The organism is Enterobacter cloacae complex sp. AR_0002 (genome assembly GCF_001922365.1).
Classification (GTDB): Bacteria; Pseudomonadota; Gammaproteobacteria; order Enterobacterales; family Enterobacteriaceae; genus Enterobacter; species Enterobacter hormaechei_C.
In genome coordinates, this window is the sequence record NZ_CP018814.1 from 4631122 (window position 1) to 4657765 (window position 26644).

The window sequence follows — 26644 nt, forward strand, 5'->3', positions numbered from 1 at the left end:
ACAAGGGGAAAGGCTATGGCTGTCATCGTTATTACCGGCGGTACGGCGGGCGTGGGGAAGGCCACGGCGCTGCACTTTGCCAAAGCGGGCTACGATGTGGGCATCATTGCCCGCGATGAGCAGAGTCTGCGCTCCACAGAAGAGGAGTTGCGCCGTTTCGGGATCAACGCCTGTGCCGTTCAGGCCGACGTGGCGGACAGCAAGGCGGTGACCGATGCTGCTAACGAGATTGAATACCGGCTTGGGGCCATCGATGTGTGGGTGAATAACGCCATGGGCGGGATGCTGGCGCCGTTTCGCACCATGTCGCCTGAGGAGTTTCGCCGCGTCACCGAGGTGACCTATCTGGGCTATGTTAACGGTACCCGCGCCGCGCTGGAGTTAATGACCCCACGCGATCGCGGAACGATTATTCAGGTTGGCTCCGCGCTGGCCTACCGCTCCATTCCCTTGCAGTCAGCCTACTGTGGGGCGAAGGCCGCGATCCGCGGGTTTACCGACGCCGTGCGCACCGAGCTGATGCATGAAAACAGCCGGGTGCAGATCGCAATGGTACAGATGCCGGGCCTCAACACGCCGCAGTTCGAGTGGGCGAGGAATAAATTTGCCTGGGCGATGCGCCCGGTTCCTCCCGTGTTTCAGCCGGAAGTGGCTGCCAGCGCTATTTTTAAGGTGGCCCAGAAACCGGTGCGGGAACTGTGGGTGGGCAGCAGCACCGTCCAGTCGATTGTCGGGCAATTCCTTTTCCCCGGCTTTCTGGATCGGCTGATGGTTAAAAAGGCCTGGGAAGGGCAGATGACCGATACGCTAAATGCGGATGACCGTCAGGACTATCTGGATCAGCCGGTTAACGATCTGCATAAAATCCACGGGCACTTCACCGACGAAGCAAAAGAGCGCGCCACCACCGTTACCTCCGGCATGCCGGGGAAAGTGCTGCTCGGCTCCCTCGCCGTCACGGGTGCGATCGTGGCGCGTCTTCTGCTCTCGCGGAGACGATAATCAGCGCAGTGCGGTACGATCGGTCCAGAACCAGCGGTAGCCATAGCCGCTGAGGTTAAGCGCGACGGTTTTGCCGCACACCAGCGCGTCGTTGTAGCGTTTGTCCGCCAGGCAGGCGGTCCAGGTCGCATGCCGGATCCCTCTGGCAGTAAAATTAACGGGCTTATCGCTGAAGTTAACGAAGGTCAGAATGCTGCGCGTGTCGGTTTCGTAATAGATCCCCAGCACCGCATCGCTGTCGATATTAATAAGACGAAACGGCGCGACGCCGATCTCAGGGAACTCCGAGCGCGTATTGGCGATATCGATAATGCAGTGCAGGAGTGAGTTGCGGTGCAACAGCGAATCCGCCACGTTGATTTTTTGATAGCGGTACGGGCCGCGGTCAATCATCGGGGCGATAAAAGTTTCCGGGTCGGCGTCTGAGAAACCGCCGCCTTGCGATCCGGCCCACTGCATCGGGGTGCGTACGGCGTAACGCTCCTCCAGTTCCAAATCATCTCCCATGCCAATCTCATCCCCGTAGCGCATGACCGGTACGCCCGGCAGCGAAAACAAGACCGCATGGCAAAAGGCCAGCCGCTTACGATCGCCATTAAGCATCGGCGCCAGACGGCGGCGGATACCTCGCTGATACACACTCATTTCTTTGTCAGGGGCAAAGGCATCAATGACGGTCTGCTTCGCTTTTTTTCCTATCCCTTCCAGATCCAGCTCATCATGATTGCGCAGCCAGTTGGCGAAGCAGCAGGAGTCAGGCGGCACAATCATCTTCTTTACCGCGTTGCGCAGCGGTCGTGCGCTTTTCTCCGCAAGGCTGACGTAGAAGTACTTATTGAGCCAGAAATTCAGCACCAGGTTGAGCCGGTCGTTCTGACCAAAATAATCTTTGTAGGCCTCGACCTCCACGTCGACTTCGCCGAGCAGGATCGCATCCGGGTTACGCTGCTCGATAAGACGGCGCAGATGCTCCAGGATCCACAGGCCGCGTTTTTCATCCCCACGTCCGGCCTGTTTTGTCAGGTGCGACGCCGCATCCAGGCGAAAGCCCGACACCCCGAGCTTTAGCCAGAAGATGATGATGTTCTCAACCTCCTTCAGCACCGCAGGGGAGGCCAGATTGAGATCCGGCTCGTGGTGATAAAACATATGCCGATAGTATTGCCCCGCCTCGTCGTCCCATGTCCAGATACTCTTCTCCACGCCGGGGAACATCGGCGGCGTATCGTCGTCGTCCGTGTCGGACCACAGGTAATAGTCACGATAGGGTGACTGAGGGTTGCGGCGGGCCTGTTGAAACCAGGGATGCGCATCCGAGGTATGCTGGATCAGCAGCTCAATAATGACCTGCATCCCCAGCTCCCGCGCCTGTTCAATAAAGGCGATGATATCGTTGAGCTTGCCGAAGCGGGGATCGACCTGCAAATGGTCGCTCACGTCATAGCCTTCATCGAGAAAAGGCGTGAGGTAAAACGGAGTGATCCAGATAACCGTCGCGCCCATCCGGCGGATGTAGCGTAGCTTCGCGGCGATCCCGGCGATGTCGCCACAGCCATCGCCGTTCAGATCGTAAAACAGGGCAGTATCTATCTGGTAAATAATGGCGCGTGTATGCCAGCCTGCCATAGTAATCCTTAGTGATAACCTTCGGTATCAGACACTTTGCCCCGGAAGACGTAGTAGCTCCAGGCGGTATAAACCAGGATCACCGGGATGATTAACAGCGTGCCGATCAGCATAAACAGCTGGCTGGCAGGCGGCGCGGCGGCTTCCCACAAGGTGATGTGCGGCGGAATAATGTGTGGCCACAGGCTGATGCCCAGGCCGCTAAAGCCGAGGAAGATCAGGCCCAGCGTTAACAGGAACGGACGGGCATGGCTGTCGGGATTACGCGTCAGCCGCCAGATCCACAGGCTGAATACCGCCACCAGAACCGGAACCGGCAGGAACCAGAAGAAGTTAGGCAGAGTAAACCAGCGCTCGGCGACAAACTGCCAGCCGAGCGGGGTCCAGATACTTACCACCGCAATGACGGCAATCAGCGCCAGCAGAACGTGGCGGGTCAGCTCGCGCATCCGGTTTTGCAGCGCGCCTTCGCTTTTCATGATCAGCCACGTGGTGGCCAGCAGGGTATAGGCGACAATTAAGCCCAGCCCGCAGAACAGGTTAAACGGGGTGAACCAGTCCAGCGAGGAGCCCACAAAGCGACGCCCTTCCACGTCAAAGCCGTTGATCATCGCGCCAACCACGATCCCCTGGCTGAAGGTTGCGAGCAGGGAACCGCCAGCAAAAGAATAGTCCCAGAATTTGCGGTGGGAAGGGGTCGCCTTAAAGCGAAACTCAAATGCCACGCCGCGGAAAATAAGCCCGATCAGCATGGCCGTCAGCGGGATGGTCAGGGCATCGATTATTACCGCGTAGGCCAGCGGAAACGCGCCGAACAACCCTGCGCCGCCGAGAACCAGCCAGGTTTCATTTCCGTCCCAGACCGGGGCGACGCTGTTCACCATCACGTCGCGCTCTTTGGCATCACCCACAAAGCTGAACAGCATGCCGATACCGAGATCGAAACCGTCCATGATGATGTACATCAGCGTGGCGAAGACAATAATGGCAAACCAGATGACCGGGATATCGACGCCCATCAGATCTTCTCCTCTTCCGGAACAGACTCGGCGGCGGACAGCGGACGGGCAGGGGTGCCCGATGTATTAGACGTTAGCGTGCCCACAGGCTGCGGACCTTTGTTAATCAACCGGGCGAGATACACATATCCCACGCCAAATACCGAACAGTAGACCACGATAAAGGCCAGCAGGCTGATGCTCATCTGCAACGTGCTGTGCAGAGACACCGCATCTATCGTGCGCAGATAGCCGTAAACGACCCACGGCTGGCGGCCCACTTCGGTGGTGACCCACCCGGCGAGCAGCGCGAGTAATCCGGCAGGCCCCATACAGAGGGCAAACCAGTGGAATGGCCGTGAGTGATAGAGTCGACGGCGATAGCGCAGCCAGACGCTCAGTACGCCAAGGGTAATCATCAGCAGCCCCATGCCGACCATAATGCGGAAGGACCAGAAGACGATGAGCGAGTTAGGGCGGTCCTCTTTCGGGAAATCCTTCAGCGCCGGGACCTGTTTATCCAGACTGTGCGTCAGGATCAGGCTGCCGAGCGCGGGAATTTCAAGCCCGTATTTGGTGCGTTCCTCTTCCATATCCGGTACGCCAAACAACAGCAGCGGGGTGGCCTCGCCGGGCGGGTTTTCCCAGTGGCCTTCAATCGCGGCGATTTTGGCAGGCTGGTGCTCAAGCGTATTCAGCCCGTGCATATCCCCAACCACGGCCTGAATGGGCGCGACCAGCAGCGCCATCCACATGGCCATGGAGAACATCTTGCGGATCGCGGGCGTATCGTTACCGCGCAGCAGATGCCATGCCCCGGACGCGCCCACAAACAAGGCGCTGCACAGGAAGGCGGCGATGGACATATGGATCAGGCGGTAAGGGAATGAGGGGTTAAAGATAATGGCCAGCCAGTCTTCGGGAATGACCTGACCGTTCTGAATACTGAAGCCCTGCGGGGTGTGCATCCAGCTGTTAGAGGCGAGGATCCAGAAGGTGGACATCAGCGTGCCCAGCGCCACCATGCAGGTGGCAAAGAAGTGCAGGCCGGGGCCAACCTTGTTCCAGCCGAACAGCATCACACCCAGGAATCCGGCTTCGAGGAAGAAGGCGGTTAAGACTTCATAGGTGAGCAAAGGGCCGGTTATGCTGCCCGCGAACTGGGAAAAGCCGCTCCAGTTAGTCCCAAACTGGTAAGCCATCACCAGCCCGGAAACCACGCCCATACCAAAGTTGACGGCGAAAATTTTTAGCCAGAAATGGTATAGCGAGCGCCAGACATCATTTTTTGTGCGAAGCCACATGCCTTCGAGAACCACCAGATAGCTCGCAAGCCCGATGGTGATCGCCGGGAAGAGAATATGAAAAGAGACGGTAAAGGCGAACTGTATCCTGGCCAGATGAAACGCATCAAGCTCGAACATGCTCCGTACCTCTGGAACTGATAGCGCACAAGGCATTGCCAGACAGCCTCAGGCTGCCTGGCAAAACCGGTTACGGTTTTTTCTTACCTGCGCCAAGCTCGGCACCGGTAAGCGGATCGGCGTTAGGGTCGGATTTCGTACGTGCGCACATCGCTTTGACCAGCGTTTCCTGCTCTGTCGTGAGCGTTACGCTTGCGCCGCCGTCACCGCCATCGACCGCTGGCTGAGGAGATTCCACGTAGTCGAAGTGCTTATCGCTGTTCCAGCTGCCGCGAACTTCTCCCCCCTCAGACATATTGTAGTACTTGTTGGTGTACTCTTCGATTGGCGGCAATTTACCCGGTGGGAAATTGTTACGGATCGACTGGAGCGCCTTCTCAAATGAGAGCTGGTGTGCTGCCTCACGCGTCATTAAAAACGCCAGCGCATCTTTAACACCCGGATCGTCCGTTACGTTAATAAGCCGTTCGTAGATAATTTTGGCGCGCGCCTCGGCCGCAATGTTAGAGCGCAGATCGGCGGTGGGCTCGCCAATAGTATCCACATACGCCGCCGTCCATGGTACGCCCCCGGAGTTGGTCAGTGGAGTACCACCGCCGTAGAGCAGGGAGGTGATATGACTGTCGTTGCCGTTCTCGGTCATGGAGCGGTACAATTCCGCTTCATTTTCAACGCCTTCCGCCAGTTCACCTTTCGCACCCTTATTCAGCATACCCACCAGGGTGCCGATAATTTCCAGGTGACTTAATTCCTCGGTCGCGATATCCATCAGCATATCTTTACGACCGGGATCGTCGTCGCTCAATCCTTGCGTAAAGTAACGACATGCCGCGGCAAGTTCGCCCTGTGGCCCGCCAAACTGCTCAAGCAGAAGATTGGCCAGGCCCGGATTCGGTTCGGCTACGCGTACCGTGTATTGCAGCTGTTTTACGTGTCGAAACATAGTTTCTCCCTCTTTCGTTATTTTTTCGCTTCAACACCGTCCGCATCGGAGCGCAGCAGGAACTGTTCCGTCGTCTGTGGAATATGCTGGAGCAGCCAGTCAGCCATCTGGCGCTCTTCTTCCAGAATGGACTCAATGGCAGGAATGGAGGCGGTATCGCCCGCTTGTTTGGCCGCAGCCAGCAGAGAGGTGTAGCAGGCAATTTCAAACTGCTCAAAAACGTAGCCGCTGATGGAGCCTTTAACAATTTCGTCGGAAGGGAACATGCCGCCAATGGACTGGCCGAGCGCCGCCATTTTGCTCATGGAATCTTTTATGACCGAACGGGAAATATCATTGCGGTCGAGAATTTCTTCCAGCACGGTAATTTGGTGTTTAGTCTCATTAACGTGTTGTTCAATTCGTGCACGTAAGTCGGGATAATTATCAATACGGCTGGCCATAGATTCCAGCATGGATTCGGCTTGCTTTTCCATCGCATGGGCATCGCGTAGCCAATCATGGTAGTGTTCTACATGATTCATAATTAACTCCTGTGATTTATTATCTGGTTAATTTTTGTTGCTGATGCTCATCAAATTAATATTTATCCTTTCTGGGCTTTTTGATTAATATTGCCGACAGCCAGATCGGTTAATTTGAGATCGGTTTCTTTTTCTTCTTCCAGCGTTTCGGCAAGAAGTTTAACGGCTTTTTTATAGCCTAATTGTTCAGCCAGGGTGGCCAGGGTGCCGTAGCTGGCAATCTCGTAATGCTCGACTTTTTGTGCTGCGGCAATTAATGCAGCGTCACGCACTTCATTTTTTTCAGTGCTCTCAATAACTTCGTTGGCTTCTTCAATTAAGCCTTCCATCGCAACGCATTTCATGCGCTTCAGTTTGAGGCCGGATTCCTGCTCAATAATCTGATCGATACGCTCGATTTGTCCCTGAGTCTCTTCGAGGTGGGCCGTGAACGCGGCACTCAACTTCTCGCTGGATGCGGCGCGAGCTAACTTGCTTAGAGCGCGGGTCAGCTGCTTCTCAGCGCTGTAGGTGTCGGATAACAGGTGAATAAATACATCTTCAACAGTTTTCATATTCATATTTTCGCTCCAGTGAAATAAAGGGAAGGTACTGCGAGCCGACGGGCCCGCAGCATGCTCTCGGTATATTTATAAGAGCTTTAAATAAGATCAGGAGTTATCAGATTTACGGCCTCCGCCGTGACTGTTCTGGCCCCCTTTCTTACCCGCTTCAGATGCGCGTTGCGGATCGTTTTTGAAATTACCGCCGCTGTGCTGGCCGCCTTTACGTCCAGCTTCTGATGCCTTTTCACGGTCTTCAGCGAAATTACCGGAACCACCACGATGTTGCTCTGCCATATATCAACCCTCATGTTGCGTTTATGTCAGGAGATACGATAAGTAATTCGTATCAGTTGTCGTTCAGGAATTAACATTAGTCGTTATGTGAGAAGAGTCAAATTTCATGTCTGGGTTGTTTTGCGGTAGTTTTGCAGGTGTTCAGGAAATACCGCTTCGTTACGAACTTTAAAAACGGACGGTAAATCCACTGGTTAGGGAGAAATAAATCTGGATGTTGGGAGTTCGCTTAGCTAATAATCATAATGTGAACGTGGCGTGAATTATTACAAGAGTTGACACAACGCAAAAATATATCGTCGCAACGGGTGCTTCTGTATTCGGAATAATCTTAAGTGTCTGGCGAAATAACGTGTTGAAAAGAGGGTGGCCAAACCTCGTTTTTGACGTGGTCAGGCGGATCGGCTGAGGGTATGCTTCTTTTGTCACCACAATAATTACAGAGGCAATATCATGGATCAGGAGCTACTGGATGCGGGGTACCGGGCCTACACCGGTGAGAAAATTGATGTTTACTTCAATACCGGGATCTGCAAACACTCGGGCAACTGCGTGCGCGGCAGCGCGGCGCTGTTCGACCTGAAGCGTAAACCATGGATCGCGCCGGATGAAGTAGATGCAGAAACGGTTGTGCGCGTAATTGATACCTGCCCGAGCGGTGCGCTGAAGTACCGCCAAAAATAAGTGATGAACCATGGAAATTCTTGAAGGCCATAACAAGTTTTACGTCAACGACGCCGAAGGCAATCAGGTAGCGGAGATTGTCTTTGTCCCAACCGGCGAGCATCTGAGCATCATTGAGCACACCGATGTAGATCCAAGCCTGAAAGGGCAGGGTGTGGGTAAACAGCTGGTGGCGAAGGTGGTAGAGAAGATGCGCGGGGAGAACCGTAAAATTATCCCGCTGTGTCCGTTTGCGAAGCATGAGTTTGATAATACGCGGGAGTATGACGATATTCGGGCGTAAAACAGATGCCCGGCATTGCGCCGGGCAGCACACTCAACCGACAAACATCACCGACACACACAGCACACCCACAATCAGCGTCAGCAGGTTACCGATGGAGCGGTACGGTTTTAACGACGGGATCAGGTACGTCGACAGCGTCGGCATGATGAACAGGATCATGGCGATAAGCGGACCGCTGATGGCGTAAATCATCGAGATCGCATTCGGGTTGATGCAGCAGACCGCAAAGGTAATCAGCGACACGCCGAGAATCGAAACCGCGCGGTTAAAGGCGCGACTTTTTTTCACACCCACCTGATTCAGAGACGATTTCACAATTTCCGTTGCCCCTTCAATCACGCCAAAATAGGTGCCGAGGAACGATTTCGACATCGCTATAATTGCCACGATAATGCCGGAAATGCCCAGCCATGCCGGGGACGAAGGCATCATCGACAGCGCGGACAGGATCGTCACCCCTTCCTCTTTTGCCGCCACGATATACGACGGTGGAATCGAAAGCAGGCAGCTGAACACAAAGAACAGCACGCTGAGGCAGATGATCAGATACGCCACTTTCATGATTTTTTTGCATTTACCCATCGCCTCTTCACCGTATTTCTCGCGACGGTCCACGGCGAAAGTCGAGATGATCGGAGTATGGCTAAAAGCGAAAACCATCACCGGGATCGAAATCCACACCTGGTGCAACGTATGCTGGTCGAAGGCCATCTGGCTCGTCAGAAGCGACGGCTGCCAGCTGCCCGTCAGATACAGCGAGACAAACAGGAAATAGGCGATCAGCGGAAAAACAAGGAAACCCATCACCTTAATGGTGATGTGCCGCCCCATCAGGAAGATCAGATTCAGAATCAGCACCACGCCAAAACTCACCAGCATCCGCATGCCGGTATCCACCGTCATCCGTTTCGCCAGCTGTTCAGTGAGTGAGTTAGTTATCGCCACCGCGTAAATCAGAACCACCACAAAGAAAGCCACAAAATAGAGCGTGGTAATGAGGTTGCCGATCTTTTTGCCGTAGTAATGGGAAACGGCACCAGTGATCCCTTCGTTGCCTTTCGTCTTCGACGACAGAATAAATTGCGCCAGCGCTTTATGCGGCCAGTAGGTTAAGGGATACGCCACAAGGGCGGTGATCAGCAGGACAATCGCGCCAGCAGAGCCGAGCTGAATGGGCAAGAACAGGGTTCCTGCGCCCACGGCAGTGCCGTAGAGGGCGAAACTCCAGAGAGTCTCTTCTTTTGACCAAATTTTCGACATTAGAGCAACGTATCAACTATAAAACGAACAAAAAGGAGTGCAATTTACCATAATTATGCGTTGAGGTCGCCGTTGCTTCGCAGGGGTGGGCCGGAGCAGGTCTCCGGCCGGAAGGTTATTCGCTTGCCAGGGCGCGGCGTTGCTGGCGGCGCTTGATGATTTTCTCCCGCAGGGTGTCGTACGCCCAATTGTAGAGCATGGTGTACGGCAGGAAGAACAGGAAGAAACCAATTTCCAGCGTAAAGGCCTGGAGCAGCGTCACGCCCAGCACGGCGGCAACGATGGTTACGCCAATCACAATAAAACCGCATTCAAAACCCAGCGCATGCAGGGCGCGCACTTTCGCCGTGCGCTTCACCCGCTGGACGGGCCAGAAACGGTCGAAGCCAAAGTTATAGATAATGTTCCAGAGCATTGCCGTGGTCGCCAGAATTATGGTGAGACCCCCCATTTCAACCACCGAGCGCTGCATTAGCCACGCGGCCGTCGGGGCGAGGATCGCCGTAGCAATGCCTTCAAAACAGACGGCATGGAAGATCCGCTCCGGCAATTTACGTTGGAGTGCATCCTGATGTTGCATATTTACCTCATATTGACGCCAGTATGGGCGTTGATGCGGTCTATTCTTATCGTTTAAGGTGATATATAAAAGATGGTATCCATCGATAAAGTAGATACATCATGCGTTATTCTCCCGAAGCACTGACCGCGTTTGTTGAAACTGTCGCCGCAGGTTCGTTTTCTGCTGCGGCACGGCGGCTGCGTAAAAGCCAGTCCACCATCAGCACCTCCATCGCCAACCTTGAAGCTGACCTTGGCTTTGAGCTGTTCGATCGCTCGGCGCGTCACCCGGTGTTGACCGCCCAGGGTGAACAGGTGCTGGGCTATGTCCAGTCGATACTCGCCGCCAGCGCGCGCCTGGATGAGCTGGCCGTATCTTTAACCGCGCAAACGGAGGCGCGTTTTACCTTTGTTCTCTCCGATACGCTTAACCCGGCCGTGCTGGAACAGATGATGAGCCAGTTCGACCAGCGTTTTCCGCACACGGAATTTGAGTGCCTGATTGGTGAAGAGGAGGACGTGATCGATCTGCTGCAAAAGGAGCGGGCGCAAATTGGCCTGACGGAAGCGCGCGACAGCTACCCGACCGATATTGGCGCGACCCGTCTGCCTATGCAGACAAGGATGGCTATTTACGTTTCTGCCGGACATCCTCTGGCAGGGCAACATGAGACGCAGGCGGACGAGCTGCATGGCTGGCGCGAGCTGCGGCTGAGTACCTATCTTGAACGGGAAGCGCCCCTTGCGCGCGGGCCGGTCTGGTCTGCGCCGAATTACCTGTTACTGCTGAGTATGGCGGTACAGGGCTTTGGCTGGTGCGCGTTACCCTGCGCGCTGGTCGACGAATTTGCCGCGTCGAAATCGCTGGTGCAGCTGAACGTGCCGGGCTGGCCGAGGTCGATTGCCATCGATCTGGTATGGAACAAACGAACCCCGCCCGGCGTCGCCGGAAGCTGGCTGCGCCAGTACTTGCAGGACGCACGATAATCCTGTGACTAAACTCACTAATTTTAAACATTTGCGTCAATTGTTGATAACAATCCTCTACTATCGTCATGTCATTTTGCACAGAGGTCGTGATGAAAGATGTCGTTATAGTGGGTGCGTTACGTACGGCTATCGGCTGTTTTCAGGGAGCGCTTGCGCGTCACTCTGCGGTTGATCTCGGCAGCGTGGTGGTAAGAGCGCTGGTGGAACGCAGCGGGATTGCCGCACATGAAATTGATGAGGTGATACTTGGCCAGGTGCTGACCGCTGGCGCGGGACAAAACCCTGCGCGCCAGGCAGCGCTGAAGGGGGGCCTGCCCAATACCGTTTCGGCAATTACCATCAACGACGTCTGTGGTTCAGGTTTGAAAGCGCTCCATCTTGCGACGCAGGCCATCCAGTGCGGTGAAGCGGACGTGGTTATTGCCGGCGGGCAGGAGAATATGAGCCGCGCCCCGCACGTCCTGACCGACAGCCGGACCGGCGCGCAGCTCGGGAACAGTCAGCTGCTTGACAGTCTGGTTCACGACGGGCTGTGGGACGCCTTCAACGACTACCATATGGGCGTAACGGCGGAAAACCTGGCGCGGGAATACGGTATCAGCCGCGAGCTTCAGGATGCATATGCCCTCAGCTCACAGCAAAAAGCGCGTGCAGCGATCGACTCCGGGCGTTTTCGCGATGAAATTGTCCCGGTCAGTACCCAGCGCCAGAACGGCGAAGCGCTCATCGTCGATACCGACGAGCAGCCGCGCACCGATGCCAGCGCAGAAGGGCTGGCAAAACTCGATCCGGCCTTTGAAACGCTCGGTTCTGTAACGGCAGGCAACGCCTCATCCATTAACGACGGTGCGGCGGCGGTGATGATGATGAGTGAAAGCAAAGCCCAGGAGCTGGCGCTGCCGGTGCTGGCGCGCATCAAAGCGTTTGCCAGCGTGGGTGTTGATCCTGCGTTAATGGGGATCGCCCCGGTCTATGCCACGCGCCGCTGCCTGGAGCGGGCGGGCTGGGAGCTGAGCGATGTGGATCTGATTGAGGTCAACGAAGCCTTTGCTGCACAGGCGATCTCGGTCGGGAAAATGCTGGAATGGGATCCGCTGCGGGTCAACGTCAACGGCGGTGCAATTGCGCTGGGTCATCCCATTGGCGCCTCCGGCTGCCGCATTCTGGTGTCGCTGGTCCACGAAATGAAAAAGCGTAACGCCCGAAAAGGGATCGCAACGCTCTGTATTGGCGGAGGGCAGGGGGTGGCCCTGGCTATCGAACGGTAGTTTCCCCTCTCTGTGCACAGAAAACCTCCCACGGGAGGTTTTTTTGTGTCCGCAGAATCCTTTTTTAACACTTCTGCGTTCTTTCTGAAGCCCGCAATAATTATTGCGCGGTTAATTATTTGCTTTGTGAAGTGCTTAATGTGATCTTCCCCCTGAAATTTACGGTTAATGCCCTTTTTTTGTTGATGGGGTTCACGTCGATCTTTGCCAAAAAAAATGAAACAAATAATTTCGATCCTTGTCACTAAAATAACGGTGCATAAAAAATAAACTCAAGTTTCATAAAAACGAAACGTTATTTTAATTGAGGGTTTTTTCATGTTTAAGAAATCTCTGCTCCTTGCTTCCCTTATTAGTGCCTCTTTTGCGGCTAGCGCCGTTACCGTCGATCTGCGTCACGAATATATTGACAGCGGCTCGAATGCCGACCGTGTTGCCGTCTCGCACCGCTTTGATAATGGCTTCGGTTTTTCAGTCGAGGCGAAGTGGAAATCAGGCGGGGACAAGGCAGATCAGCCATTCGCGGATGTAGTGGGGAACGGTCACGAAGATCAGATTAGCTGGCGCTGGAAAGCGACAGACAATATCGCCCTGACCCCTGCGTTTACGATTGAAAGCACAGACAGTCGCACCATTTATAAACCGAATCTGCATGTGCAATATAGCTTCGATAATGGCTTCTACGTGGCTGCGCGTTACCGTTACGAATATACTCGCTACCCGTCAAGCTCAAATAAGGACGATGATAAAGTTAACCGTGGCGATGCGTGGGTCGGTTGGGTATTAGGTGACTGGCGTACCGAGCTGAACTATGTTTACGCGAAAAGTTCTGAAGGCGTGGCCCGAAATAATAATAAAGATTATTCCAACGAATATAACGCCAAGCTGGCCTACAAATGGGATAAAAACTGGGCACCGTATGTGGAGGTGGGGAACGTGGGGGTTAAAGACACGGACGAACGCCAGACCCGTTTCCGTTTAGGTGTGGCGTACTCCTTCTGATAATTCAGTTCCTTCGCTAAAAACCGCCGGGTGGCGCTAACGCTTACCCGGCCTACACATTCTTTCCAATCCATTTTTTCGTAGGCCGGGTAAGCGAAGCGCCACCCGGCAAAAAGCGCCGCGCAATCACCCAAAAAAAAGCCCTCCGAATCGGAGGGCAAGGCCAGTTACAGAAACACTAACTCATTCAGGCATGCAACATTTCAGGTTGCTCGGGGAGTTTCGCGATATAGAGGGCCGGTTTGCCGTCTTTATCGGAACTGTACAGCACCGCTTTTTCGTCCGGCGTGAAGGACGGATGCGGGTGGGTTACCTGGCGGCTGTTCGCCACCGTAGCCCATGAGGTGTCATGACGGGCGATGCGGTAATAAGCTTTCTTCGCCACGTCAAAGGCATACAGATAAGGATCGTTATCAATGGTGTAGCCGCCGGTGTCTTTCACGTCAACAGGCGTACCGGAACCGTCGCCAACCAGCATGCTGCCGTCAACGTTGCTCATCAGATGTGAACAGGCGGGCATGTTCATTACCGCTTCATTCACGCCGGTGTCCGGGTTGAAGCGGGAGATGGTACGCCCTTGCTGACCTTTCAGATAAGAGACGTAGATCAGCGCGGACCCGTCGGGCACCCAAAATTCATGTGTACAGCTTTCACCTTCCGCGTGCGTTTTCACTTTCCGCACGTTGCTGCCATCTTCGTTGACCAGCCACATGCGGGCGTCGACCAGGTCGTGCGGCCCTTCATGACAGAAGGCCACGGTATTGTCATCGAACGGGCGATAAATCGGATGTCCCAGCCAGATCTTCTCGTCATGAATGGTGGTGCTTTCACCCGTTTTCAGATCAACGCGCAGCAGGCGGCAGTGCGGCCCTTTGTGGAAGAAGTCGTGGAAAATTTTCCAGTCGTTGAGTGGCGTCCAGTCACATCTGGCAATCTCAATACCCACCAGTTTGGTGCAGTCGCTGTTCGCGACCCAGGTGCCGTAGCCGACCCACTCTTCCGGAACGCGGTACACTTCGCGCTCTGCCAGCGTCTGTAAATCCACCTCCAGCAGGGTGCGATCGTTCTTCACATAGTAGAGGGATTTATCGTCCGGAGAGAGGAACCCGCCAAAGGTATTATCGCCCGCGCCTTCGGTCAACTGTACCGCTTCGGCGTTTTTCAGATCCAACAGGTAATAGTTCCAGTGACCGTCGAACTCCCCGGCGAACAGCAGGTGGCTGCCATCGTTAAAGAAGCACTTCTGGTAAAAGTAGTTGCGATGACAGGTTACTTCCGGTGGGGTCAGGCGGGTGACTTCCACGCCTGTATCCGGATCGCGGCTGACCTCATAGTTCAGCTTGACCCGCATACCTTTAGCCATAATGCACTCCTTTGAACGCGTAATGTAGGTTGAAAACTAGGTGATAAATTATCAAAACGTTGTTTCATTATTTGTGACTGACAGCGCACTTTCTCATTTTCATTAACCAGATTGAGGGTCTTAAAGATTTATCGTGATCGAAACTCCATTTCTGGCATAAACAGGCAGAAAAAATGAAACGTTGTTTTAAATGCAATTGAAAACCCCGTTGTCAGGGGATAATATGTGTTCATCACGAAAACGGAACGTTGTTTCGTTATTTATCTTTGCCTTCGGGCACGATCAATTCTGGAGGTTTACGTGGACGTCAGACAAAGCATCCACAGTGCGCACGCTAAAATGCTGGATACTCAGGGGCTGCGCAGTGAGTTTTTAGTTGAGCAAGTGTTCGAAGCCGACAAGTACACCATGGTCTACAGCCATATTGACCGCATTATTGTGGGCGGGATTATGCCGGTGGCGAAAACCGTCTCCGTGGGCGGTGAAGTGGGCAAACAGCTGGGCGTGAGCTACTTCCTCGAACGCCGTGAACTGGGCGTGATTAACATCGGCGGGCCGGGCACCATTACCGTCGATGGCCAGTGCTTCGAAATTGGTCACCGCGACGCGCTGTACGTCGGCAAAGGCGCGAAAGAGGTGGTGTTCGCCAGCATTGATGCCAGCAAACCGGCGAAGTTTTACTACAACTGCGCCCCGGCCCATACGACTTACCCAACCAAAAAAGTCACGCCAGCGGATGTTGCCCCGGTGACCCTTGGCGATAACCTCACCAGCAACCGTCGCACCATCAACAAATACTTTGTTCCGGATGTGCTGGAAACCTGCCAGCTCAGCATGGGGCTGACCGAGCTTGCGCCGGGCAACCTGTGGAACACCATGCCGTGCCATACCCACGAGCGCCGCATGGAAGTCTACTTCTATTTCAACATGGATGAAGACGCCTGCGTGTTCCACATGATGGGACAGCCGCAGGAGACGCGCCATATCGTTATGCACAACGAGCAGGCAGTCATTTCGCCTAGCTGGTCCATCCACTCTGGCGTGGGGACGAAAGCCTATACCTTTATCTGGGGGATGGTCGGTGAAAACCAGGTCTTTGATGACATGGACCACGTCGCTGTTAAGGATCTGCGCTAGTCGCAGGCAGTTAAGCATACATCTGCCTGTTGCTGACAGGCGCTGAACGATTAAGGAACAAACATGATTCTGGATGCATTTTCTCTGCAAGGTAAAGTGGCTGTGGTTTCCGGTTGTGACACCGGGCTGGGGCAGGGTATGGCGTTAGGTCTGGCGGAAGCGGGCTGCGATATCGTCGGGATTAACATCGTTGAGCCAACGGAAACTATCGAGCGCGTCACCGCGCTGGGCCGCCGTTTCCTGAGCCTGACCGCGGACCTGCGCAAAATCGATGCGATCCCTGAGCTGCTGGATCGCGCGGTGGCGGAGTTTGGGCATATCGATATTCTGGTCAACAACGCCGGCCTGATCCGTCGTGAAGACGCGATTAACTTCAGCGAAACGGACTGGGACGACGTGATGAATCTGAACATCAAGAGCGTGTTCTTTATGTCCCAGGCGGCTGCGAAGCACTTCATTGCTCAGGGGAAAGGTGGCAAGATCATTAATATTGCCTCCATGCTCTCTTTCCAGGGCGGCATCCGCGTGCCGTCTTACACCGCATCGAAGAGTGCCGTGATGGGCGTGACCCGTCTGCTGGCGAACGAGTGGGCGCAGCACAACATCAACGTCAACGCGATTGCGCCGGGCTACATGGCCACCAACAATACCCAGCAGCTGCGTGCGGATGAAGAGCGCAGCGCGGCAATCCTGGAGCGTATTCCAGCGGGTCGCTGGGGTCTGCCGCGCGATCTGATGGGCCCGGTTGTATTCCTGGCGTCCCCGGCTTCGGACTACATTAATGGCTACACCGTTGCCGTAGACGGCGGCTGGCTGGCACGTTAAGTCAGCCCGAATAAAGAACCTCTGCCCTCGGGTAGAGGTTTTTTTTGCGCCAAAATTGGCTTTATCCATATCCTTAAAGATGAAAAATCCATACTGAAAAGGAATGAATGACGGGTGTCACACATTTATTGCTTAAATATTAACTAATTAATCAAAAATAAGGTTAAACCATCCTGATTTGAAATTGTAATGTCCATCACAGATCGGTGTGTCGTAGCGAAATAATCCATATCTTCACCATTTCCGGCCTGACACTTTCTTTCGGTATCTCGTAATTTCACTTAACGAATTTCGCTGTTGAGGCAGGAAACAATGACATCTGTAAATGACTCTACCCTTATGCCCGCTGCGCTGCGCGATACCCGACGCATGAACCAGTTTGTTTCTGTTGCGGCCGCCGTAGCCGGTTTACTGTTTGGTCTGGATATCGGCGTTATCGCGGGCGCACTGCCCTTTATTACCGACCACTTTACGTTAAGCAACCGCCTGCAAGAGTGGGTGGTGAGCAGCATGATGCTGGGTGCGGCCATCGGCGCACTGTTTAACGGCTGGCTGTCGTTCCGTCTCGGGCGCAAATACAGCCTGATGGTCGGGGCGATCCTGTTTGTTGCTGGCTCTCTTGGTTCGGCGTTTGCCACCAACGTTGAAGTGTTGCTGCTTTCCCGCGTGCTGCTGGGCGTGGCGGTAGGTATCGCGTCCTACACCGCGCCGCTTTACCTCTCCGAAATGGCGAGCGAAAACGTGCGCGGGAAGATGATCAGCATGTACCAGCTGATGGTGACGCTCGGTATCGTGCTGGCGTTCCTGTCGGATACGTACTTCAGCTACAGCGGCAACTGGCGGGCAATGCTTGGCGTGCTGGCGCTGCCTGCGGTGCTGCTGATTGTGTTAGTCATTTTCCTGCCGAACAGCCCGCGCTGGCTGGCGCAAAAAGGGCGTCACGTGGAGGCGGAAGAGGTGCTGCGCATGCTGCGCGACACGTCTGAAAAAGCGCGTGAAGAGCTGAACGAAATCCGCGAAAGCCTGAAGCTGAAGCAGGGCGGCTGGTCCCTGTTTAAGGCGAACCGCAACGTGCGCCGCGCGGTGTTCCTCGGCATGCTGTTACAGGCGATGCAGCAGTTCACGGGGATGAACATCATCATGTATTACGCCCCACGCATCTTTAAAATGGCTGGTTTTACCACCACCGAACAGCAGATGATCGCCACGCTGGTGGTGGGGCTGACCTTTATGTTCGCCACCTTTATCGCGGTGTTCACCGTCGATAAGGCCGGACGTAAACCGGCCCTGAAAATTGGCTTTAGCGTAATGGCGCTCGGCACCTTGATCCTTGGTTACTGCCTGATGCAGTTCGATAACGGCACGGCGTCAAGCGGCCTCTCCTGGCTCTCCGTTGGCATGACCATGATGTGCATCGCCGGTTACGCGATGAGCGCCGCACCGGTGGTGTGGATCCTGTGCTCTGAAATTCAGCCGCTGAAATGCCGCGACTTTGGTATCACCTGTTCCACCACCACCAACTGGGTGTCGAATATGATCATTGGCGCGACCTTCCTGACGCTGCTGGATGCGATTGGCGCGGCAGGCACCTTCTGGCTCTATACGGTGCTGAACGTGGCGTTTATCGGCGTGACGTTCTGGCTGATCCCGGAAACCAAAGGCGTGACCCTGGAGCATATTGAACGCAAGCTGATGAAAGGGGAGAAACTACGTAATATCGGCGTGTAATGTCATTGCCCGGTGGCGCTTCGCTTACCGGGCCTACGATACCGTGTAGGCCGGGTAAGCGAAGCGCCACCCGGCTTTGTTTTTACCGCATCGCACGTCTCAAAATACGCTCCGCCTGACGCTGGAAGTCAGCGGCCGTCTCTTCCACGGTTTTCTGCCCGTAGTCGATATACTGCAAAGAGGTACCGAACTGCGCCACAATCTGTGGGTCGTCAAAGTATGGCGAGACGGTGAGTTTCGCCGGCAGCGACTGCGCCAGGCGCAGGCCCGCCACGGAAGGATCGTCCTCTTTAATGGTGCCGTCTTCGGTCAGATACTGCACCGCCACTTTGCTCAGCGGTACGCCACGCTCAAGACCCAGCGTATCGACCCCTTCTTTGCTGTTGAGCAGGAAGTTAATCAGCTTTGCTGCCGCCTCCGGGTTTTTGGTCGTCTTACCAATCGACAGCATCTGCGCCGGTTTGAAGAACAGACCTGCGTCGGTGGCGCCCGGCAGCATTGGGTAGTTGCCCAGCTCCAGTTTCGCCGGTGGCTTCAGGTTGTCGGAATATTTGTTGATGGTGGAGTTCCACATGTAGGTGCCGCCCCATTCACCCTGGATCCACGGCTTCATCTCATACATGTTGCTCTTACCGAAAGAGGCATAGTATTTGGTGTCCGGCATGACGTGGCTGTCGATCAGCTTTTTGTAGGTCTGGAAAAACTCTACCCACTGTTCCTTTGTGTAGCTGAACTTTTTGGTTTTCTCATCCACCGCAGGAATGTTGTACTTCTGGATCATGTACGAATTCAGCAGCGCCAGCGTATCCTGATGCTCCAGGATCACCGGATAGTATTGCTTGCCGAGCTTGCTCTCGAAGGTTTTACCGGCCGCCATCAGCTCGTCCCAGGTTTTCGGGTACGCAATACCCGCTTTTTTCCAGGTTTCGTCATTGAAGTAGAACACGCGCGCCGTCACCGAGATCGGAATGCCGTTCAGCTTGCCGTCCACGGTGGTGGTTTGCAGCTCTTTGGGATCGAACTGCGACAGGTCAATCACGTCCTTCATCTTGTTCAGATCGTAGAAGCCGTCACCGGTTTTCGAGAAGATCGGCAGCCAGTTCCAGTTCGTCTGCATTACGTCCGGCTCGGTGCCGCCCGCAATCTGGGTGGTCAGACGGGAGAGGTGACCATCCCAGCCGGTGTATTCCGCTTTCACGTTGATGTCCGGGTTCTGCTTATGGAACTCTTCCAGCGCTTTCAGGGTGACCTGGTGACGGCCGTTGCCGCCCCACCAGGACATCCGTAAATCCACATTCTGCGCCATCGATGGCAAAGCGGTAAGACCCAGGGTCGCGGAGATTGCTGCGCTTAAAAGCACTTTTTTCATTTTTATCACTCCATCAGAGAGAGAGGTTCTGTTCAGTTTTTGCGTCAAAAATATGACACTTGTTTATCTCAAACGTGAAATACACCTTACGATGAAGCCCCTTATCAATCATTGGCTTAGCTTCATCGGACGGGATTCTGGCGGTCAGTTCGTAGTCCGCGACCTTCAGGTACACAAAGAATTCGTGGCCCATGTTCTCAACGCGCACCATCTCCCCGCTACAGCCGCCGTTCGGGAAGGGCTCATCAGAGAGCGACACAAATTCCGGACGCACGCCGTAGTAAATCTCCTGACCCGCGTAGGCCGCGACTTTCTCCTGCTTCTCCGCGTTCAGCGGCATGGTTTCATCGCCAATGGCGATGTGCAGCTGGCCCGCTTTTTCGACCAGTACGCTTTTGCGTATATTCATCTCCGGCGCGCCGATAAAGCCCGCCACGAACATGTTCCTCGGCCTGTGGTAGAGGTTGTCCGGCGTATCCACCTGCATGATATGGCCGAGCTTCATCACGCAGATGCGGTCGCCCATGGTCATCGCTTCGGTCTGGTCGTGTGTCACGTAAACGGTGGTCGCCGGTTTTCCGGATTTCTTCAGCTGCTTGTGCAGGTCGGAAATACGAATACGCATCGAAGCGCGCAGTTTGGCGTCGAGGTTTGAAAGCGGCTCATCGAACAGGAATACATCCGGTTTTTTCACAATCGCACGGCCTACCGCCACGCGCTGCGCCTGGCCGCCGGAAAGCTGGCGCGGCAGGCGGTCGAGCAGCTCTTCCAGTTCAAGAATTTTGGCAGCTTCATTCACCTGAGACTCAATCTGATCTTTCGGCAGTTTGCTCAGCTTGAGACCAAAGGCCAGATTCTCGCGCACCGTCATGTGCGGATAGAGAGCATAGTTCTGGAACACCATTGCAATACCGCGCTCTTTCGGCGCGAGGTTGTTCACGATCTTGTCGCCAATGCGCACCTCGCCGCCGCTGATGGTTTCGAGCCCCGCCAGCATGCGCAGTGTCGTGGATTTGGCGCAGCCGGATGGGCCGACGATCACCATGAATTCCCCTTCAGCAATTTTAAGATCGATAGCGTGTACCGCTTTAAAGCCGTTGGAGTAGACCTTTTCCAGCTTGTTGAAAATAACTTCAGCCATGGTATTTCCCTCTTAACCTTTAATTCCGCTGCTGGTGACGCCCTGTACGAAGTAGCGCTGTGCCAGGAAGAAGACAATGATGGATGGCAGAATGGAGATGCTCGCCATTGCCAGAATTTCGTTCCACGGCGCGCCTTCGGTGACATCGATGGACATTTTCAGCGCCAGTGCGATGGGGTATTTATCCACGCTGTAGACGTAAATCAGCGGCCCGATAAAGTCGTTCATGGACCACATGAACTGGAACAGGGCGACGGAGATAATGGCCGGTTTCAGGATCGGCACTACCACGTACCACAGCACCTGAATGGAGTTACAGCCGTCAATCTGCGCCGCCTCTTCCATGTCACGCGGGACGCCGCGCAGGAACTGGATCAGCATGAAGACGAAGAACCCCTGAGTGGCGAAGGCCAGCGGCAGGTACAGCGGCATATAGCTGTTGAGCATGCCCATTTCACGGAACATCAGGTACTGCGGGATCAGCAGCACGGTGCTGGGCAGCAGCATGGTGGTGATGAGCGTGGCGAACCAGAACTTCTTCCACGGGATCTCGAAGCGGGCAAAGCCGTACGCCACGATGGTGGAGGAGATAATGGTCAGGATCACTTTCGGGATCACATACTTAAAGGTGTTCAGCATGTAATGGCCGAAGTTGTACTCGGTGCCGGTTTTCCAGCCGTTTACGAAACCATCCCAGGTGGCGTGGGCAGGCCACAGGCTCAGTGTGGTGAAGATCTCGTGGTTCGGTTTGAACGACGCGGAGAACATCCACACCAGCGGGTAAAGCATCAGCAGGCCGACAACCAGCAGAATCACATAGCGAACGGAGGCGTTGATTTTCTCTCTGCGCAGCGTGCGGGCCACTTCGCGTTCGGCGACGCTTCTTGCCGTGGAGAGTTGTTGAATATCAGCCATTTTTGCCTCCTTTATCGGCGGAGTAGAACACCCAGTATTTCGACGACTTAAAGGCGATACCGGCGAAGACGGCCACCACCAGGAACAGGATCCACGCCAGCGCCGCGCCATAGCCCATATCGAAATACTTAAAGGCGGTGTCGTAGATGTAGAGCGAGAACAGATAGGTCGAATAGGTTGGCCCGCCGCCGGTAATCACGTACGGCCCGGTAAATTCCTGGAACGCCTGCGTGGTCTGCATGATGAAGTTGAAGAAGATCACCGGCGTAATCAGTGGCACGGTCACCTTCATGAACATCTGCCATTTCGATGCGCCATCGATCATTGCCGCTTCATACTGGGACTGCGGTACGTTTTGCAGCGCGGCCAGGAAGATGACCATCGCGGAACCGAACTGCCAGACGCGCAGCAGGGTAACGGACATCAGCGCCAGCGACGGCTCGCCCAGCCAGTTCACCGGATCAAAGCCAAAAACGCCGATAAAGCTGTTCAGCAGGCCATCGATGGCAAATAAGGCGCGCCACAATACGGCAATGGCGACGGAGCTGCCGAGGATCGACGGAATATAGTAGGCCGTTCGGAAAAAGCCGATGCCGCGTAATTTAAAGTTCAGGACAAAGGCAATTCCTAATGCAAAGGCGAGCTTTAGCGGGATGGTTAAAAATACATAGGCAAAGGTCACGCCCATGGATTTCCAGAAGAGCGTGTCTTCGGTAAACATGTAGCGATAGTTTTCGATGCCGTTAAACACCGGCGGACTCATCAAATCGTAATCCGTAAAGCTGAGGAAAAACGATGAGACGAAGGGGAATGCCGTAAAGAGTATCAGCCCGATGATATAGGGTGATATCCATGCGAGCCCCAGCAGCTTGTTTTCATTCATACATACCTACCTGGCAATCAATGGTTTAATACGAAATCTGCTTTGTTACATTTTCCCAGGCCTGCGATGCGCGGCATGGGAGCTGAAATTCAGGGTGCAACGTCTGGCAACGGCAAAACCTACGTTTGTTTTTTAACGCTTTTTTGTCTTTCGTCGTGGTGTAAGCGCTTCGGGTTTCAAAAGAGCTGAACCGGTGTTCTTGGATACTAAAACATCGTTTTATTTTATATTATTGCGATTTATTTCTGCGTCATTCGCTTAATGGTGGAAATGTGATCAGCGTCGAAACGCTGTTTCAATATAGTGAGGGAGGTGGCATTTTTGACTTTCCACGGACGTTCGCCGCGGCCCATGAGGAAGAGATAATGAAGCAAAAGGGGAGCAGGAATAACAATAGTCACGCAGCGTGGCTAACTACCAGATCTGATAGCAGGTCTACAGATGTACCAATTCGTCATTCAGATAATTCTTACATTCTTGTATGATTTGTTACACCGGAACCAGTCAGGCAGAATTTCACTGCATCCTTAAAAGAAGAACAGTTATGTCAGCGATGGATTTCAAAAAACATACGGATCTCAATTTTCCTCACTATGCTCCCCCGGCGGTCAGCGCTAAAGAAATAGATCTTCTGGGTCTGCTGGACGTCCTGCTGGCAGCAAAAAAACGCATCATCACCATTGTCTTTGCATTTGCACTGGTCGGCCTGGCAATCGCCTTTCTGATACCGCAAAAATGGACCAGTAAAGCGGTCATTACGCCCGCGGAACAGACGCAGTGGAGTTCGCTGCGCCAGATGATGGTGGCGCTCCAGGTGCTTGATGTCGACGTGAAAATTACCCGTGCGGATGTGTTTAATCTGTTTATCAAAAAGTTTCAGTCCCAGTCTCTGCTTGAAGAGTACATGAAGAGCTCACCTTACGTGATGGCTCAGCTCGATGGCGCTGAGGTTGACCCGCTGGAGCTGCACCGCGCGGTGGTCAATATTGCCGAAAAGATGAAGGCTGTTGATAACACGCAGGAAAAAAATGCCGATAAAGCACCATACCTCTCCTGGACGTTAAGCTTCACAGCCCCAACGGCAGAGGATGCGCAGAAAGTGTTGAATGGTTACATTCAGTACATCTCCCGCATCGTCGAGCAGGAGACCATGCAAAACATTCGCGATCAGCTGATCCTGAGAACCAAAACGGTACAGCAGCAGCTGGAGTTGGATCGGGTCCGTCTGACCAATATCCACAATACCAACCTGCAACGCCTGAACTACTCGCTGGAAGTGGCGAACGCGGCTGGGATCAAAAAGCCGGTTTACAGCAATGGACAGGCGGTGAAAGACGATCCGGATTATTCCGTCGCCCTCGGTGCGGACGGGATTGCGCAGAAACTGCAGATTGAAAAAAATCTCAAGGACGTTTCTGAGCTGAACGCCGATTTCCAGAACCGCGAATACTATCTGGCACAGCTGCAAAAACTCTCCTTCGAAGATGTGAGCCTGGAGCCGTTCAAATACCAGCTTTCACCTTCTATGCCGGTGAAAAAAGATGGCCCGGGCAAAGCCCTCATCGTGCTGCTGGCGTGTATTCTGGGTGGACTGTTCGCCTGTGGCAGCGTGCTGCTGCGCGAGGCTATGAGCACCCGCAACCCGCTGCCGGAACAACTTCCTGAGCCGGTAACGGAATAACATCAAAAAAGGCGCTCAACTGAGCGCCTTTTTTTATTTCAGGAAATCTTCGCGTACCGGCGTAAAGGTATCCAGCAGGGTGCCGGGTTTCAGGCAAACGCAGCCGTGCATCACGTGCGGCGCTTTATAGAGGGTGTCGCCCGCGGTCACCACATGCTTCTCCTCGCCAATGGTGAACTCAAATTCCCCCGAGAGAACGTAGGTGAGTTGCTCATGCGGGTGGTTATGCATCGGGCCAATCGCGCCTTCCTCGAAATTCACTTCCACCGCCATCATCCTGCCGTCGTGCGCCAGAATACGACGCGTCACGCCGTTGCCCAGATCCTCAAGCGTGGTCTCTTTATGGAAAATAAACATATTTTCGCCCTGTTATGTAATGAAACATTGTTTCAATTAACTTATCTCACCCGCCGAGAAAAGGAAACGTTTAGCCAAATAACTGGAAAGGCGATCACAAGTTTGCTTCACTGGGTGAAACGCACAGGAGGAAAGATGAAAACGATCGGTCTGTTAGGGGGCATGAGCTGGGAATCAACGATCCCGTACTACCGCCTGATTAATGAAGGCGTTAAACAGCGTATGGGCGGTCTGCATTCGGCCAGCCTGCTGCTGCACAGCGTGGATTTCCATGAAATAGAAGCCTGCCAGTCGAGCGGGGAGTGGGACAAAGCGGGGCAGATACTGGCGGACGCCGCGCTCGGGCTGGAGCGTGCGGGCGCGCAGGGTATTCTGCTGTGTACCAACACCATGCATAAGGTGGCGTCGCACATTGAAGACCGCTGTTCGCTGCCGTTCTTACATATCGCGGATGCCACCGGGCGTGCCATACGTACCGCCGGCATGACGCGCGTGGCGCTGCTGGGGACGCGCTACACCATGGAACAGGATTTTTACCGCGGGCGGCTGAGCAGCCAGTTCGGGATTGAAAGCCTGATCCCGGAGGAGGCTGACCGGGCGCGCATTAACCAGATTATTTTTGATGAGCTGTGTCTGGGCACCTTCAGCGAAGCTTCGCGCGCCTGGTACGTCAGCGTGATAGAGAAACTGGCGCAGCAGGGAGCGGAAGGGGTCATCTTCGGCTGTACCGAAATCGGTCTGCTGGTGCCGGCAGACCGAAGCCCGATACCGGTCTTCGATACCGCCGCCATCCATGCCGCGGATGCGGTGGAGTTTATGCTGTCATAAAGGTTTTTGCAGGTCAGGTAAGCGAAGCGCCACCTGACGCGCGTGCGCAATCAGATGTTCACTAAAGGCATCAACCAGCGCTGAGGCGGGCCGGTGCAGCGGGCGGATCAGGCTCACGGTAAAGGGAACGGAAACGCTAAAACGGCGCAGAACCACGCCGCTGCTGGCGTAGTCCATGGCCGTGAGCGGGTTCACCACCGAAATACCCACGCCCGCGCGCACCATCGCGCAAATTGACGCCGCACTGTGCGTTTCCATCACCATCCGCCGCTTCACCTGATGTTCGGCAAACAGGCCATCCAGAAGCTGCCGGTAGCTGTCGGTCTGCGACAGGCTGATATAGTTCTCACCGTGAAAATCCGCCGGTGTCAGCACGGTTTTGTGGGCAAGCGGGTGGCTGGCAGGCAGCACGCAGACCTCATCCAGCGACAGCAGCTCCGTGCGTTCCGTTCCCGCTGGCGTGACGAGGGTTTCAGTCAGACCCAGATCGTGGCGCTGGGCCGAAAGCCACTCCTCCAGCAGCGGCGACTCCTGCGGCACGATGGTCAGGCTGACCTCCGGATAGCGGGCCAGAAACGGCTGTAACAGTACCGGCAGGAATGACTGGGAAAAGACCGGCAGGCAGACGATGGACAGTTCGCCCTGGCGGAACTCCCTCAGGCTCTCTGCCGCGCTCACGATCCTGTCCAGCCCGTACCAGGAGCGCTGAACCTCCTCAAACAGACGTAAACCCTGCACCGTTGGATGCAGCCTGCCGCGGGTGCGTTCAAACAGCTTCAGCCCCAGCACTTTCTCAAAACGCGCCAGCTCGCGGCTGACCGTCGGCTGCGAGGTGTGCAGCATGTGCGCGGCTTCAGTGAGATTGCCGGTGGTCATCACCGCATGAAAAATCTCGATATGGCGTAGGTTAACGGCGGGCATAGGGCACCTGATGGCTGAGCGTGTTCCATATCATTTTTGCATAGACTCACGATAAAACGATATTTTTTATTCTCTTCAGGCTATGGCGT

At 54.6% G+C, this 26644-nt stretch carries 27 protein-coding genes; 11 read left to right on the top strand and 16 right to left on the bottom strand.

Annotation, left to right across the window (positions count from 1 at the left end; translation table 11 throughout):
• Positions 1–15 precede the first annotated feature (15 nt).
• Positions 16–1002: an SDR family oxidoreductase gene (locus AM329_RS23050; RefSeq protein ID WP_022651797.1), complete on the top strand. Its 987-nt coding sequence runs from the start codon at positions 16–18 to the stop codon at positions 1000–1002.
• Here the strand turns inward: AM329_RS23050 and AM329_RS23055 are convergent, their stop codons facing one another.
• From AM329_RS23055 to AM329_RS23085, 7 genes are all read right to left on the bottom strand, one after another.
• Entirely contained in the window at positions 1003–2628 is a 1626-nt protein-coding gene (locus AM329_RS23055; RefSeq protein ID WP_032610073.1) for an alpha-amylase family protein, read from the bottom strand.
• Between the two features lie 8 nt (positions 2629–2636).
• On the bottom strand, positions 2637–3647 hold the full coding sequence (gene cydB, locus AM329_RS23060) for a cytochrome d ubiquinol oxidase subunit II (protein ID WP_015571779.1): 1011 nt from the start codon (positions 3645–3647) through the stop codon (positions 2637–2639).
• Entirely contained in the window at positions 3647–5050 is a 1404-nt protein-coding gene (locus AM329_RS23065) for a cytochrome ubiquinol oxidase subunit I (RefSeq protein ID WP_032610072.1), read from the bottom strand. Before AM329_RS23065 ends, cydB begins: the two co-directional genes overlap by 1 nt.
• 70 nt (positions 5051–5120) lie before the next feature.
• Complete coding sequence (locus AM329_RS23070; RefSeq protein WP_032610071.1) at positions 5121–5993, bottom strand: manganese catalase family protein; 873 nt, start codon at positions 5991–5993, stop codon at positions 5121–5123.
• Between the two features lie 17 nt (positions 5994–6010).
• Positions 6011–6517, bottom strand: a complete 507-nt coding sequence (locus AM329_RS23075; protein WP_003862853.1) for a ferritin-like domain-containing protein — start codon at positions 6515–6517, stop codon at positions 6011–6013.
• A gap of 62 nt (positions 6518–6579) precedes the next feature.
• Positions 6580–7077 carry a ferritin-like domain-containing protein gene (locus AM329_RS23080; RefSeq protein ID WP_003862851.1) on the bottom strand — a complete coding sequence of 166 codons (498 nt, stop codon included), beginning with the start codon at positions 7075–7077 and terminating at the stop codon, positions 6580–6582.
• 90 nt (positions 7078–7167) lie between these two features.
• Positions 7168–7356, bottom strand: a complete 189-nt coding sequence (locus AM329_RS23085) for a general stress protein (RefSeq protein ID WP_022651794.1) — start codon at positions 7354–7356, stop codon at positions 7168–7170.
• 453 nt (positions 7357–7809) lie between these two features.
• On the opposite strand from AM329_RS23085, the gene yjdI reads away from it, so the two are divergent.
• Both yjdI and AM329_RS23095 read left to right on the top strand, forming a co-directional pair.
• Positions 7810–8040: a 4Fe-4S mono-cluster protein YjdI gene (yjdI, locus tag AM329_RS23090; RefSeq protein ID WP_003862849.1), complete on the top strand. Its 231-nt coding sequence runs from the start codon at positions 7810–7812 to the stop codon at positions 8038–8040.
• A gap of 10 nt (positions 8041–8050) precedes the next feature.
• Entirely contained in the window at positions 8051–8323 is a 273-nt protein-coding gene (locus tag AM329_RS23095) for a GNAT family N-acetyltransferase (RefSeq protein WP_003862848.1), read from the top strand.
• A 33-nt stretch (positions 8324–8356) separates the two neighbouring features.
• Here AM329_RS23095 and AM329_RS23100 read toward each other — a convergent pair whose 3' ends face one another.
• The gene (locus AM329_RS23100) at positions 8357–9586 is read right to left on the bottom strand and encodes an amino acid permease (RefSeq protein WP_003862847.1); all 1230 of its coding nucleotides are present in this window, start codon (positions 9584–9586) and stop codon (positions 8357–8359) included.
• Between the two features lie 115 nt (positions 9587–9701).
• The gene (locus AM329_RS23105; RefSeq protein WP_022651793.1) at positions 9702–10166 is read right to left on the bottom strand and encodes a multidrug/biocide efflux PACE transporter; all 465 of its coding nucleotides are present in this window, start codon (positions 10164–10166) and stop codon (positions 9702–9704) included.
• A 101-nt stretch (positions 10167–10267) separates the two neighbouring features.
• On the opposite strand from AM329_RS23105, the gene AM329_RS23110 reads away from it, so the two are divergent.
• The 3 genes from AM329_RS23110 (at position 10268) to AM329_RS23120 (ending at position 13407) form a co-directional block, all read left to right on the top strand.
• The gene (locus tag AM329_RS23110) at positions 10268–11134 is read left to right on the top strand and encodes a LysR family transcriptional regulator (RefSeq protein ID WP_003862845.1); all 867 of its coding nucleotides are present in this window, start codon (positions 10268–10270) and stop codon (positions 11132–11134) included.
• A 92-nt stretch (positions 11135–11226) separates the two neighbouring features.
• Entirely contained in the window at positions 11227–12405 is a 1179-nt protein-coding gene (locus AM329_RS23115; RefSeq protein WP_003862843.1) for an acetyl-CoA C-acetyltransferase, read from the top strand.
• Between the two features lie 318 nt (positions 12406–12723).
• Positions 12724–13407, top strand: a complete 684-nt coding sequence (locus AM329_RS23120; protein ID WP_003862842.1) for an oligogalacturonate-specific porin KdgM family protein — start codon at positions 12724–12726, stop codon at positions 13405–13407.
• Positions 13408–13594: 187 nt separating this feature from the next.
• Here the strand turns inward: AM329_RS23120 and AM329_RS23125 are convergent, their stop codons facing one another.
• Entirely contained in the window at positions 13595–14770 is a 1176-nt protein-coding gene (locus AM329_RS23125) for an oligogalacturonate lyase family protein (RefSeq protein WP_003862840.1), read from the bottom strand.
• A gap of 300 nt (positions 14771–15070) precedes the next feature.
• Here AM329_RS23125 and kduI point away from each other — a divergent pair, with 300 nt between their 5' ends.
• From kduI to AM329_RS23140, 3 genes are all read left to right on the top strand, one after another.
• Positions 15071–15907, top strand: a complete 837-nt coding sequence (gene kduI / locus AM329_RS23130; RefSeq protein WP_032610070.1) for a 5-dehydro-4-deoxy-D-glucuronate isomerase — start codon at positions 15071–15073, stop codon at positions 15905–15907.
• Between the two features lie 63 nt (positions 15908–15970).
• Positions 15971–16732, top strand: coding sequence for a 2-dehydro-3-deoxy-D-gluconate 5-dehydrogenase KduD (gene kduD / locus AM329_RS23135; RefSeq protein ID WP_032610069.1), 762 nt, complete (start codon positions 15971–15973; stop codon positions 16730–16732).
• Between the two features lie 312 nt (positions 16733–17044).
• Positions 17045–18460, top strand: coding sequence for a sugar porter family MFS transporter (locus AM329_RS23140; protein WP_003862834.1), 1416 nt, complete (start codon positions 17045–17047; stop codon positions 18458–18460).
• Between the two features lie 82 nt (positions 18461–18542).
• Here the strand turns inward: AM329_RS23140 and AM329_RS23145 are convergent, their stop codons facing one another.
• From AM329_RS23145 to AM329_RS23160, 4 genes are read right to left on the bottom strand one after another with little or no spacing between them, the layout of a single operon-like run.
• On the bottom strand, positions 18543–19829 hold the full coding sequence (locus AM329_RS23145) for an ABC transporter substrate-binding protein (RefSeq protein ID WP_003862832.1): 1287 nt from the start codon (positions 19827–19829) through the stop codon (positions 18543–18545).
• A 13-nt stretch (positions 19830–19842) separates the two neighbouring features.
• Positions 19843–20970, bottom strand: a complete 1128-nt coding sequence (locus AM329_RS23150) for an ABC transporter ATP-binding protein (RefSeq protein WP_032610068.1) — start codon at positions 20968–20970, stop codon at positions 19843–19845.
• 12 nt (positions 20971–20982) lie between these two features.
• Positions 20983–21885 carry a carbohydrate ABC transporter permease gene (locus AM329_RS23155; protein ID WP_003862827.1) on the bottom strand — a complete coding sequence of 301 codons (903 nt, stop codon included), beginning with the start codon at positions 21883–21885 and terminating at the stop codon, positions 20983–20985.
• Positions 21878–22768 (bottom strand): carbohydrate ABC transporter permease, encoded by an 891-nt coding sequence (locus AM329_RS23160; protein WP_003862825.1) that lies wholly within the window; start codon positions 22766–22768, stop codon positions 21878–21880. The genes AM329_RS23155 and AM329_RS23160 overlap by 8 nt, the downstream gene beginning before the upstream one ends.
• Before the next feature lie 544 nt (positions 22769–23312).
• Between AM329_RS23160 and wzz(fepE) the strand changes: the two genes are divergently transcribed.
• Positions 23313–24449, top strand: a complete 1137-nt coding sequence (gene wzz(fepE), locus AM329_RS23165) for an LPS O-antigen length regulator Wzz(fepE) (protein WP_023314779.1) — start codon at positions 23313–23315, stop codon at positions 24447–24449.
• A gap of 33 nt (positions 24450–24482) precedes the next feature.
• On the opposite strand, the gene AM329_RS23170 is transcribed toward wzz(fepE), so the two are convergent.
• Complete coding sequence (locus AM329_RS23170) at positions 24483–24806, bottom strand: cupin domain-containing protein (RefSeq protein ID WP_003862821.1); 324 nt, start codon at positions 24804–24806, stop codon at positions 24483–24485.
• A gap of 135 nt (positions 24807–24941) precedes the next feature.
• On the opposite strand from AM329_RS23170, the gene AM329_RS23175 reads away from it, so the two are divergent.
• Positions 24942–25634: an aspartate/glutamate racemase gene (locus AM329_RS23175; RefSeq protein ID WP_023323698.1), complete on the top strand. Its 693-nt coding sequence runs from the start codon at positions 24942–24944 to the stop codon at positions 25632–25634.
• On the opposite strand, the gene AM329_RS23180 is transcribed toward AM329_RS23175, so the two are convergent.
• Entirely contained in the window at positions 25629–26555 is a 927-nt protein-coding gene (locus tag AM329_RS23180) for a LysR family transcriptional regulator (protein ID WP_023295367.1), read from the bottom strand. The genes AM329_RS23175 and AM329_RS23180 overlap by 6 nt on opposite strands.
• Positions 26556–26644 lie beyond the last annotated feature (89 nt).